The 12888-nt window shown below is 37.2% G+C and carries 10 protein-coding genes; all 10 read right to left on the reverse strand.

Features of this window, described 5'->3' with window-relative positions:
- Positions 1 to 99: 99 nt before the first annotated feature.
- Positions 100 to 4428, reverse strand: a complete 4329-nt coding sequence (locus tag HMPREF9013_RS06185) for a PolC-type DNA polymerase III (RefSeq protein WP_006627527.1) — start codon at positions 4426 to 4428, stop codon at positions 100 to 102.
- A gap of 109 nt (positions 4429 to 4537) precedes the next feature.
- A complete protein-coding gene (gene rnc, locus HMPREF9013_RS06190; RefSeq protein ID WP_006627528.1) occupies positions 4538 to 5218 on the reverse strand; it encodes a ribonuclease III in 681 nt (226 codons plus the stop codon).
- On the reverse strand, positions 5205 to 7208 hold the full coding sequence (locus HMPREF9013_RS06195; protein ID WP_006627529.1) for an ATP-dependent DNA helicase RecG: 2004 nt from the start codon (positions 7206 to 7208) through the stop codon (positions 5205 to 5207). Before HMPREF9013_RS06195 ends, rnc begins: the two co-directional genes overlap by 14 nt.
- Before the next feature lie 42 nt (positions 7209 to 7250).
- Entirely contained in the window at positions 7251 to 8861 is a 1611-nt protein-coding gene (locus HMPREF9013_RS06200; RefSeq protein ID WP_006627530.1) for a DAK2 domain-containing protein, read from the reverse strand.
- 9 nt (positions 8862 to 8870) lie between these two features.
- Positions 8871 to 9230 carry an Asp23/Gls24 family envelope stress response protein gene (locus HMPREF9013_RS06205; protein ID WP_006627531.1) on the reverse strand — a complete coding sequence of 120 codons (360 nt, stop codon included), beginning with the start codon at positions 9228 to 9230 and terminating at the stop codon, positions 8871 to 8873.
- A 49-nt stretch (positions 9231 to 9279) separates the two neighbouring features.
- The gene (locus tag HMPREF9013_RS06210; protein ID WP_040333729.1) at positions 9280 to 9879 is read right to left on the reverse strand and encodes a hypothetical protein; all 600 of its coding nucleotides are present in this window, start codon (positions 9877 to 9879) and stop codon (positions 9280 to 9282) included.
- Positions 9828 to 10295, reverse strand: a complete 468-nt coding sequence (locus HMPREF9013_RS06215; protein ID WP_006627533.1) for a cell division protein FtsQ/DivIB — start codon at positions 10293 to 10295, stop codon at positions 9828 to 9830. The genes HMPREF9013_RS06210 and HMPREF9013_RS06215 overlap by 52 nt, the downstream gene beginning before the upstream one ends.
- The gene (gene murB / locus HMPREF9013_RS06220; protein ID WP_006627534.1) at positions 10274 to 11182 is read right to left on the reverse strand and encodes a UDP-N-acetylmuramate dehydrogenase; all 909 of its coding nucleotides are present in this window, start codon (positions 11180 to 11182) and stop codon (positions 10274 to 10276) included. The genes HMPREF9013_RS06215 and murB overlap by 22 nt, the downstream gene beginning before the upstream one ends.
- On the reverse strand, positions 11172 to 12248 hold the full coding sequence (locus HMPREF9013_RS06225) for a UDP-N-acetylglucosamine--N-acetylmuramyl-(pentapeptide) pyrophosphoryl-undecaprenol N-acetylglucosamine transferase (protein ID WP_006627535.1): 1077 nt from the start codon (positions 12246 to 12248) through the stop codon (positions 11172 to 11174). Before HMPREF9013_RS06225 ends, murB begins: the two co-directional genes overlap by 11 nt.
- A gap of 51 nt (positions 12249 to 12299) precedes the next feature.
- Positions 12300 to 12887, reverse strand: a complete 588-nt coding sequence (yihA, locus tag HMPREF9013_RS06230) for a ribosome biogenesis GTP-binding protein YihA/YsxC (protein WP_006627536.1) — start codon at positions 12885 to 12887, stop codon at positions 12300 to 12302.
- Position 12888 lies beyond the last annotated feature (1 nt).

Consider the following 12888-nt stretch of genomic DNA (forward strand, 5'->3'; position numbering starts at 1 on the left):
TATCCTTTTCAGCCACCAGGATACTCTCTACAAGCCTCGTTATCAAATCATGTCTTGATCATCGCAACTACTCTTATTGTAATAGCTTTCGGGTAGATGTCAATCAAATAGGGATAATTGATTAGTATCATTTAGATTTTGAACAATTCCCATTTCTTCAAAACGTTGTAATAATGTCTTAGATAAATGAGTCCTTGCTAAGAGATCTTCTTTTGATAAAAACTCCCCTGATTGTCTAGCTTCAACGATCGTTTCAGCTACGGATTCTCCCAAAGAATCCACCACGACAAAAGGCGGGATCACCGCTTTCGGATTAGTCGGTGATTTTTTAAAACGGGTGGATAAAGATTCATATAAATTGACATTCTCAATAGAATAACCTCGAGCATACATTTCTTCACAGATCTCTAAAGTATTAAACAAAGCCTTGTCTTTGTTAGATAGACTTGGATCTCGTGTATCCATTAGTTTTTTAATTCGATCCATTTCTAAGCGAATCGCATTCAGACCTTTGCTCATAATGGAAATATCGTACGCATCACAGCGTAAAGTCAAATACTGAATGTAGAAATTAATCGGTTCATGTACCTTATACCAAGCAATCCGAACAGCCATCATAACATAAGCTACCGCATGAGCCTTAGGAAACATGTATTTGATTTTCTTGCAAGAATCAATGTACCAATCCGGAACTTGATGTTCACGCATGGTTTTTTCTTGTTCTTCAGTAAGTCCTTTCCCTTTACGAACACTTTCCATGATTTTAAAGGAATCTAAAGGTTCTAATTTTTTATCCAATAAATAAGTCATGATATCATCGCGACAACCAATGACCTCATTTAAAGGATGACCTTGTTTGACTAATTCCTCAGCATTTCCCGCCCAAACATCGGTACCATGGGTTAATCCGGATAAAATGGTTAAATCAGAGAATGTGTGCGGATTGGTTTCTTGTAAAACACGTCTTGTATTAGCTGTTCCAAATTCAGGTAATCCGACCGCTCCTGTTTCTTGATGATAAAGTCTTGGATCGGCCTTTAAAGCTTTATCTTCATAGAACAAAGATAGAGTATCTCGATCATTCATCGGGATATCCATCGGTTTTACTGTCGCAATTTCTTGCAACAAACGCATAGAAGTTGGATCGACATGTCCTAAAATATCAAATTTTAAAATTTGATCGCCATAATCATGATATTCAAAGTGGGTTGTTTTCCATGGACCCGGCTGATTGGAAGGATATTGAATAGGAGTAAAATCTTCGACAACGTGATTACTTGGCACGATAACAATACCACCCGGATGTTGTCCGGTAGTTCTCTTTACATCTTGGCAATGCATAGCCAAATACTCTTTCATCGGATAGCTAAACTGTACTCCCATATCTTCCTCATAGCCTTTCACATATCCAAAAGCTGTTTTCTCAGCAACCGTTCCGATTGTACCGGCACGGAAAGCGTGTTCTTCACCAAAATAATCTTTGATGAAATTATGAGCTTTGGCTTGGTATAGATCTGAAAAATTCAAATCAATATCCGGTGTTTTATCAGCATTAAAACCTAAGAAAGTTTGGAATGGAATGTTATGACCGTTTCCTTTCATGATAGCTCCACAATGCGGACAGCTTTTATCTTCTAAATCAAAACCGGATAAAACTTCTCCGTTTAAGAAGAATTCAGAATAGTGGCATTGCGGGCATAAATAATGAGGAGGTAACGGATTGACTTCCGTGATATGTGACATAGTCGCCGCAAAAGAGGATCCAACCGAACCACGAGATCCAACTACATAACCATCTTCATTTGTTTTCATAACCAATAAAGATGCAATGTAATAATGGACTCCGAATCCATTTCGAATGATATTATCCAATTCGTTATCCAAACGTTTTTGCACCAGATCAGGCACTTTTCCCCTAAAACCGTATCGGTCCATGGCTGTTTTTTGACATAGTTCTCTTAATTGGTCATCAGAGCCTTCAATGATTGGTGGATACGTTCCCTTAGGAACCGGTTCAATTTCTTCAATTTCCTTGAATAGTTGATGAGGTGTATCCAGAACCAATTCTTCTACTAATTGAGAATTGTTCAACCAAGAAAACTCTTTGATCATTTCATCGGTTAAACGAAGATGTTGATCTGGATTCGGATGGCTTCGGCGAATTTGTTCATTACGGATGTATAGAGGATGCGCAATTCCACCAACCCCCTTAGCTGTGATATAAATGTCTCTAAAAATCTTTTCTTCTTGTTTACAATAATGGCAATCAGAAGTAGCGAGAATAGGAAGCTCCAGCTCATGAGCCATGGCGATCATTCTTTGTTGAACTTCTTTTAAACGAGCTAAATTGGGAAGCGAACCAAGTTCTAAAGAAGTGGAATAATTTCCCAAAGGTTGTAATTCAATATAGTCATAGAAAGCCATTGTTTTTTTAAGTCGATCATCATCACCATTACAGGCCATCTCAAATACTTCCCCATTTAAACAAGCAGATCCGACCAATAAATTTTGCCGGTATTTTTGCAATGTAGAACGCTTGATACGAGGTTCCCCAATCGCATTAGACCCTTCATTTTTAGTTTTAACAGCCAAAGTTTCAGTATTGGAAATACTAACCAAATCGTACAAGACTTTAAGACCGGCTTGATTTTTAGCAATGACGATAGCGTGTTTTGAAAACATGCGTTTAAAATCGCTATCGGTATGCACCTTGTCTTGCAAGTCACGAATGGTTTCTACTTGAAATTGACGTTTCGCATCTACTAGTAAATGTTCAAAAGCATCCGCTAAAATATTGGCATCATAATCCGCTCGGTGAGCATCACTTCGAGAATAATTTAACTTATAGTGATTAGATACATACTCCAAAGCGAAACGAGAGCGATCAGAAAGAATCGCACGAGCCATATCCAATGTATCAATAACAGGGTTTGTCAAAGGCTTGCGAGACAATCTGCGCAATTCCTCATTTAAGAAAGGGAAATCAAAGCTAGCATTATGGGCCACCAAAACCGCATCGCCAATATACGCTAACAATTCATCCACCACCTCTGAAAATGACTTGGCATTTCGAACCATTTCATTAGAAATGTTGGTTTTCTTCTCAATAAAAGCCGGTATGGAAATCGGTGGTTTGATAAAAAGTTGTTTAGAATCTAAGCGAAGTCCGTTCTTGATTTTGACAGCACCGAATTCAATCATGTAATCGTATTTAGCACTTAAACCGGTTGTTTCTAGGTCAAAAACGACATACGTAGCTTCATCTATTTTTTGATCATTTGGTTGCCGAACAATGCAAAGATCGTCTTCAACCAAATTTAGTTCACAACCAAAACCTACCTTAAAAGACCGATTCGGATCTTTCCGACGCAATCCTTCAACATAGTGCTTTGCTTTGACAAACGATTGAACATTCGCATGATCAGTTAATACAATTCCCTCATGTCCTAAATCCCAAGCGTATTGGATCACTTCCTGAGGTGAACAAACGCCGTCCATCTCCGAAAAGTTCGTATGGGAATGGAATTCAATTCTTTTTTTGATAGCGTTGTCCATGACTTTCTGAGGAGCCTCAATAATTTCAATGGAATTAGCCATACAGCTGCTTTCTTTCGCAAAAGTATCATAACTGATTCTTCCTTGAACCCGAACGTATAAACCGGTATGAATTTCCTGAAGATCTTCCATGGTCAATCGATCAGAGCTAAACCGCTTGACATGAATGGCACCATGGCCATCATAAACAGATAATGTTTGGAGTTTTTTCCCTCCTTTTAATTCTCTGATTTCATCCTGAAAAACTTCACCTTCAAAATAAATGGGACCCGTTTCTGAAAATACCTCATCTAATCGAATCAGTTCCACATTCGTTTTTCTTGGTTTATAGAGTGCTTTTTTAGCATTACCTGTTTTTTCTTCTTTGATAACCGGCCGTTCTAATACAACCGTTTGTTCGATAGGGACACTAGAGGTTTCATGTTGAACAATGGAAATCCCATAATCGTCTAAACCGATTTGGTCTAATAAAGATCGTAAAGAAGGTAGAGCCTCTTCCCCTTTTTGAATCAACTGGGGATTTAAAAAGGAAAACTGAATCGACTTTTGCTTCGAAAGAATCTGAATTTCAGCTAAATTAAACACAAATAAATCATTTTCCTTTTGAAAAAAAGGTCGAACATAACTTTCAAATTGAAGGACATTTATTTCATTGTTTTCCCAATGAAAAACAAATTTCATCTTCAGCCCAAGTTGATGAAAGAGCTCATTGTCTAATTCTTGGAAACAATCATAAGTACAAGGCTTTTGCCCATACAGATGAATTTCAATCTCTTGAGACTGTTTATAAAAGCGTACAGACAAAACCTCCATTTTTTCCAAAGTGGAGGTGGGTGTGCAATTTAATCTATCTAGTAATTCAATTAACTTCATGTAAGACCTCTTCCTATTTAGATTCCCCTTATAACCATAACATCATTATACAAATGGTTGACAAGAATATATTTTTTCTACCTAAATATGCATCTATTGGGAATGATTTCTACTTTGCCAGTTTTTCAAACGCATTTTTAGCCGCCGCTTGTTCAGCCGCTTTTTTAGAACCGCCACTGCCCGTTCCCAGAACCAGTCCATCCACGACCGCATTCATCATAAATGTCGGTGCATTGCTCGGCCCTTTTTCTGATACCAACTGATATACCAAAGAACGCCTTGAGTCCGCTTGAACCACTTCCTGCAATCGGGTCTTATAGTCTAGTTGTACTCCTTGAACAATCTCTTTAGCTTGTTGTAGATGAGGAGTAATCACCTGCCTTAAAATCAAATCCACTGCCAACATACCTTGATCTAAAAACAAGGCACCCAAAAAGGCCTCCAAAGCATCCGCAATAATCGCATCTTTTTCACGACCGCCAGAGTGTTCTTCTCCTTTTCCTAAACGAATGTATTGATTTAAACCCAACTGACGAGAATAATTCGCTAAAGCCGATTCACAAACCAATTGCGATCTTAAACGGGTCATTTGACCTTCACTTAAATTCAACGGGTAGATTTGAGCGGATGACCATAATTGCAAAACGGCATCCCCCATAAATTCCAATCGTTCATTATCCGCTTTAGATCCATGTTCATTGGCATAAGAACTGTGTGTTAACGCTTGTTCTATAAGCTCAAAATGATCTACTTTTATTCCTTGAGCTGTTAAAAAATTATGAATATCCATGATTTAACCTTTCTTTTAAAAGACTCTCTATAAAAATTTGGCACTCTTTTTTTTCTCGATGTTCTAATATTTCTTGTGCATCTAATTTCGCCTGATCAATAAAAGCTGTATCTTCAATCAAATTTCCTAAAACAAAACTGGGTAAACCAGATTGTCTTAGCCCTAGTATATCACCCGGTCCTCGCAATCGTAAATCTTGCTCTGAAATATAAAACCCATCATCACTTTTAACTAAAACTTCTAACCGTTCAATCGTTAATTCATCTTGACTGCGGCTTAACAACCAACAATATCCCTGGTCATTTCCACGCTGAATACGTCCTCTTAATTGATGTAAAGTACTCAAACCAAAACGATCACTGTCATAAATAATCATTCCAGTCGCATTGACACAATTCATTCCCACTTCTACCACTGTTGTAGAAACTAAGATTTGAATTTGATTGCTGTAAAATTGGTTCATAATAGCTTCTTTTTCTTGTGATTTCATTTGACCATGAATCAAAGCAACTGTATAGTTCGGGAAAACTTTGGCTAAATTTCTTTGTGTATCGTATACATTACGAACTTTCAAGCCACTTTCATTTGCGTTGACAGCGGCACAAATGACGTATAATTGATGTCCTTTATCCAATAAAGCTTGAACTTCTTTCAAAACAGAATGAAAACTATTTTCTTCAAGGCGCTTGGTCACTGGGGCTTTTCTTCCTTGAGGCATGCTATGAATGGTGGAAACGTCCATTCCGCCTAATAAACTGGAAGCTAAAGTTCTGGGAATAGGGGTAGCGGTCATGACTAAAAAATCCACATCATTGGATTGAGATTTTAAAAATTCTCTTTGTTGAACACCAAAGCGTTGTTGTTCATCAACCACGACCAACCCCAATTTTTGAAATTTGACACCGGACTGTAATAGAGAATGAGTCCCTATCACCATTTGAATCTTCCCCTTTTTCAAATCCGTAAGAATGGATTCTTTTTCAGAACCAGATAAACCACTATATAACAAAGCCATTCGTTGACTTTCTTTAGGGAACAAAGATTTCATAGTTTGAAAATGTTGACGAGCAAGGATTTCTGTTGGAGCTAACAAGGCACACTGATATCCAGAAGAAACACATGCCAATAAACTCATTCCCGCTATGACCGTTTTCCCCGATCCCACATCACCTTGTACCAAGCGATTCATTTTTTTCATAGAGCGCATATCTTGAACGATCTCAAAAAAAGTGTTTTTTTGATCTGTTGTCAATTCAAAAGGAATTTGTTGGATAAGAGCTTGAAGATAGGTATCTAAAATTTTCTTTTTCTTTTTCCCTTCATAGTGTTCATCTTCCTGTTTTAAATATAAATGAGTGAAAAAGCGCAGGAATTCCTCATATTTTAAGCGTCGAACAGCTTGTTTTAAAGAGGCTTGATGCAACGGAAGATGAATATAACGAAGAGCTTGTTGACGATGAAGTAAGTGATATTTTTCTATTAAAAACCGAGGTAGAACATCTTCTTGTTCACCAAGACATTCTTTTAAAATTTTTTCCATAAATCCCCGGATAGAACGTTGCTGAAAATCTGCTTTACTTCGATACACCGGTTCAAAAGGCCTATGATATTGCATAGGCTTTAAATCATAATTGATAGCTGTCAATTTATTGTGACCATTGTATTTGCCGAAAATAGTGATGACATGATTACTAGGAAGATTTTTAGCCCAAGGACGATTAAAAATAGTCACATCAACCACATGTCCTTCTACCAAAACATCAAAATGGACAACCATTTTCTTTCCATAACCAAAAGAACGGAATTTACCCAATATTCTGGCTTCAAAACGGAACGTCTCTCCAACTTTCCATTGTGTATATGGTAAAGATTCATATCGTTCATAGCGAATCGGATAGTTTGTCAAAACATCCTCAATTGTTTCAAACGAAAAGGCTTCTTTAATTTTTATTTGAGTGGTTGTTAATCGAATCTCATTTAAATTCTTCATCGTTATTATTATAAACGAAAAAAGTAAGAAGAACTTCGCTTCTTACTCAACACCAATTAAATAACTGTAGACAGGTTGATTGCCTTGTTGCACATCCAAATCTAATTCATAATTTTCATCTAAGAAAGTTTTGATTTGTTTGATTTCTTCTTCATTGGAATCTTCTCCACAAATGATAGTGACAATTTCACTGTCCTCATCAATCAAATTCTTCAATAATCCCAAAACACTTTCTAAGCGATCTTTGGAAATAGAAACGATTTCTTTATCAAAGATTCCCATGTAATCTCCGGCATGAATCTCTTTGCCATCCATCGTGGTATCTTTGACAGCATAAGTAATTGATCCGCTCTTGACATTCGCAATCGCTTCTTTCATCGCTTCGGTATTATGGCTTAAATTTTCATTTGGATTAAAGATCAAGCAAGCACTGATTCCTTGTAAAATAGACTTGCTTTCAATCACAACAACTTCCTTATCCTTCGTCACTTCTGCCGCTTGCTTAGCTGCTAAGATGATATTGGAATTATTTGGAAGAAGGAAAATTTTATGGGCATTAACCTTTGCGATGGCCTTTACAAAATCTTCTGTAGCCGGATTCATCGTTTGACCACCGGAAATCACATAATCTACTTGATAATCTTTGAACAGTTTTGCCAAACCGCTACCGGCTGCAACGGCAATAATCCCATATTCTTTTTCTTCTTGTGCTGTTTGATTAAATCCATCTACCAAAGAAGCCCTCAATCCTTCTTTCAAAGATTCTATTTGAACTTTCTTAAATTCTCCATAACGTTGAACCAAAGAAATCACTTCACCAGGAGCAATGGTTCTTAATGAAACACAAATTTCATCTCCACCATCAAAGACACCAATATCCGATCCGAATTGGGACAATTGCTTACGAAGCCGAATTTCATCATATTTGGCTTTTCCTTCTTCGTTGATTGGTAAAATCGCTTCCACACGATATCCCGATAAGACTTCTTCTTGATTTATCATACTTGGATGATCTTCACGAGAAACCGGTTCTCCCTTTAAAGCAGATACAAAACCATCCAGAATGATCGTATACCCAAAACCGCCTGAATCGATACAACCGGCCTCTTTTAAAACCGATAATAATTCCGGTGTTCTTTGCAAAGAAGCATGAGCCTCTTCATCTACATAGGCGAATAGCTCCTCTACACCAGCTTCCGGATGTTCCGCCATGTAAATTTGACCATATTCGGCACTTTCTCTTAAAACCGTTAAAATTGTGCCTTCTGTTGGCTTCATCACAGCCTTATAGGCTAAGCGAGCCCCCGCCATTAAAGCTTCTGTGAAGTCATTGGCTGATAATGTTGTCAATGCATTATCTTTAACATATTTAGATAAACCGCGAAAAATTTGGGAAAGAATAACCCCTGAATTACCACGAGCCCCCATCAACAAACCACGCGAGAATACTTTTGAAATTGTAAACAGATCAGTCGATCCACTCTTCTTGACCTCTTCAATTCCATTTTGAATGGTCAAAGACATATTCGTCCCCGTATCTCCATCCGGTACAGGAAATACATTCATCGAGTCAACTTCAGCCTTACGGTTATACAGTGCGTTGGCTCCAGATTCAAGTAACACTCGAAATTGTTCACCATTTAAGTTCTTCATAAAATCTCCTTAAGCAATTACACGTACTCCTTGTACAAAGACATTCACCGCAGCGATTTCTTCGTTCAGAGCTTTCTCCAATTCATATTTCACTTTCTTTTGAGCCTCTTGTACAACCGAAGCGATCCGAACGTTATAGCCAATAATCACGTATAAATCAACGACTACCCCACGTTCCTCTCTTTTTACAATAACACCCTTCGAGTAATTTTCTTTTTGTAACAATTCAGCCCAACCATCACGCAATTGTTTGCGAGAAGCCATGCCAACAATACCATAGGATTCCATAATGACTGATCCCGCCAAAGAACTAACTGCTTCAGCAGAAATGGAAATATTGCCATAATTTGTGTTTTTTTCAACAGACATCTTGTTCACCTCTTGCCTATTCTATCAAAATTTAATATGTCTTTCAAAACTATTTCTTCATGTTAAGTGTACCAGATTTATAATAACCGGCTGCATAATGCTGATTAAACTGTTTATCCGGCACCTCGTAACCATGTTCATTGACCGGGATTTTAATCAATTGACCATTTTCCGCTTTCGCTTGTTTCCCGCTAGATTCAGTATAATAGTGTACAATCACTTTATCACCACTAGCATTTATTAAAGTTTCTCCCTTATTATTTTTCCAATAGCGAAGAGATGAATTTTCTTTCTTCCATGGGCAAACGGAAGAATAAGCGGTATTTTCTTTTTCCGTGGCATAAATACAGAAGTCTTTATTTTTAGTCTGATGATAAATTGAATCAAATTCCTTAACTATGGAAGCGCTGGAGTAACTGGTGATCATATAACCACCGTTCCTCATGATAAATTTAACTCCTTCCGGATCATACGCCAAACTATATTGATGTATCTCTGAAATGCCGTCCAATTGATCATCACTCAACTTTTTTAAAGAACGAGCCAATAACTCTCTTTGTTCCTCTGTTTCAAAACCGGATAAATAAGGAATTGTTTTCAAAATAGATTCATCTTCTTTTTTAACTTTTTGACTTTTCCCATTCCCCAATAAAACATACGTATCTTTATTTTGTCTATAGTAAGCAATTTTTTCTTTTCTCGAACGGTTATCGTTACTGTTTGATTAGTTTGTAAGGATACCTTAGCTGATTCAATCCAAGGATCTGATTTTAAGCGATATTCCACCCACAAAGGAAAATGACTATAAAAGATATTTCCGCGTTGAACCCCCGCTTTATGTTGAATTTCTTCGCTGGTATAAGCATAATTTCCTTTTACTTCAACACCTTGAGTTCTTGAAATAGGTAAAGCCAAATAAATTAGGAAAAGAAAGAAAGACCCTAGAAAAATGGACCATCTGATCAATTTAGGTTGACTTTGACGATAGTTCTGACGATGGCTTGCTCTTCGCTTGCTGGATAAGATCCTTTCAACGACAGGATCTATTTTTTCTTTTCTGGCCAATTAAATATCTCCACTTCCGGAACAAAGTCTATTTGATAAGACTCTTTCACTTTTTCTTGAATTTCTTGAATCAAGTTCAAGTAATCATCCGCTTTCGCTCGACCCATATTAATAATAAAATTGGAATGTTTTTCAGAAACCATCGCATCCCCTTTTCTCTTCCCTCGATACCCAATATTATCGATTAACTGCCAAGAGTAATAGCCTTGTGGATTTTTAAAAATAGATCCACAACTTGGGTATTGTAAAGGCTGTGTTGATAAACGGCGTTGTTTTCGTTGGCTCATAAGGCTGGCAATTTCCTCTACCGGCTTTTTCTTTAAATCATAACGAGCCGCTAAGATAATCCAATCTCGATGTTCTTTAAAAATAGAATGACGGTAGGAAAAATCACACTTTTCCTTAGATAACCATCTAAATTCACCATCCAAATAGACTAACACTTCCTTTAAAATATCGGCCATATTTTCTTTATAGGCTCCAGCATTCATAAAAACATTTCCGCCTACCGTCCCCGGGATTCCTCCTGAAAATTCCAAACCGCTTAATCCTGCTTTCATGCAAGCATTACTCAATGCGATCGTTGAACAACCCGCTAAAGCAATCACTTCATTTCCTTCAATATAATAGTCATTAAAATGGCGATCAAATCGAATCACAGCCCCATCAAATTTCTCATCCGAAGCCAATAAATTAGACCCTTTTCCAACCATCTTATAGGGTATTTGGTTCTTTTTCAGAATACGAATAATACCATCCAAAGCAATTAAATTATCCGGATAGACCACATATCGAACTAAACCGCCGATATGGAGAGTGGTCAAGTCTGAAAAACTTTTCCCCTCTTCCACTTTTGCGTATGTTTCTAGATCTTCTTTAATGTTCATTTTGTATTATCTCCTCGATCCAAGCAATCATTTCTCTTGCCGGATCTTTTTCTTTTCCCAATAAAGCTTTTTCTTTCAAACTTTTATAAACCGCTGGATCTTCCATGCATTGGTTGATTTGTTTGGCCAGTATCTTGGAAGTCAACGTTGGTTCTTTTAATAAAATAGCCGCCTTCTTATTGACCAAACTCATCGCATTGATCTCTTGGTGATTATTAGGCACATAAGGACTTGGTATCAATATACTGGGAACCGCTAAAGCCTCCAATTCTGAAAGAGTCGTTGCACCAGCTCTAGTAATGGCTAAACGAGATAAAGATAAGTAAGTCTTACCATCGAAGTAAGGGACAATTTTAACTCTTTCTGTACTTGAATGTTTGTATTGATACTGATTGGATTGACCAGTGCTAATCAAAACTTGATAGCTATCATGAAAAGAATCAATTGCTTCATCAATCATTTTGGAAACGGAAGCAGAACCCAAACTGCCAAGCATAATGGTCACTAAAGGCAAGTCTTCTTGTAAGTTAAATGCCTCATAAGCTTTCTTTTTATCCACCTTAAAATCCTTTAATAGACTGGCTTGAGGATTCCCCACCAAGCGTGTTTTTTTCTTAGGAAATTGATTTTGATCAAAACAAGTCGCAATCGCTCTTGCTTGTTTTGCCAAAAATAAATTCGCTTTACCAGGAAAAGAATTTTGTTCATGAATAAAAGTTGGAATACCCAGTTGATGAGCTGCTTTTAAAACCGGTACAGAAATATAGTTACCAAAGCCCAAACAAATATCCGGTTTTTCTTTCTTTAAAATTTTTTTACAAGTTGGAATAGCCGATAAAACAGAAACCAAGCCTTTTACTTTATGAACAATATTCCCGGAAGGACTTGAAATAGGTAAGGATATAAAAGGAAAACCGGCTTCAGGAATCATCCTTGATTCCAAACGATCTTTACTTCCTATAAAGATAATCTCTAAATCAGGATTATTCTTTTTAGCCACTTTCGCCAAAGCTAAAGCAGGGTTAATATGACCAGCCGTTCCTCCGGCTACGATCACCCATTTCATAACAATCACCTCATTTATTATTTTACCATAAAAAAATAGGCAACTTTATGCCTATTTCAGAGATAATGTTTCGTGAATTTTATGCCAGACTTCATCTATACCTTGTTTCTTAACAGAATCCACCGCCAAAAAAGAAGAAGCGTTTAATTTCAACTCTTTGGCAATCATAAATTGTTGATTCTTTAATTTTCCATAAGATAGTTTATCTTTTTTTGTACAAACCACCAGGATAGCTAAATGATTTGCTTTTGCATAATCCACCATCGCTATATCCTCACGACTTGGCGTGCGACGACAATCCAGCACCAATACCATAGCCTTCAAATTAGATCGTTTTTCAAAATAAGGTTCCATCAAGTTTCCAAATTCAATCAAAGAATCACGATTCCCAACCGCATAACCATAACCCGGTGCATCTGTGAAAACGAATTGCGCATTCACAACAAAGAAATTTAATAAGCGGGTTTTTCCGGGTGTTTTACCAGTATAAGCCAATTGATTTCGGTTTACCAAAGCATTGATTAAAGAACTTTTACCGGCGTTTGACCTTCCTACAAATACAATTTCCGGTAAATGATGTCTTGGCCATTGATCCGGTCTAGCTGCCGTTGCCATCCATTTGGCTTCGTAATATTGCATG

It is taken from the genome of Bulleidia extructa W1219 (assembly GCF_000177375.1).
GTDB classification, from domain to species: Bacteria; Bacillota_I; Bacilli_A; order Erysipelotrichales; family Erysipelotrichaceae; genus Bulleidia; species Bulleidia extructa.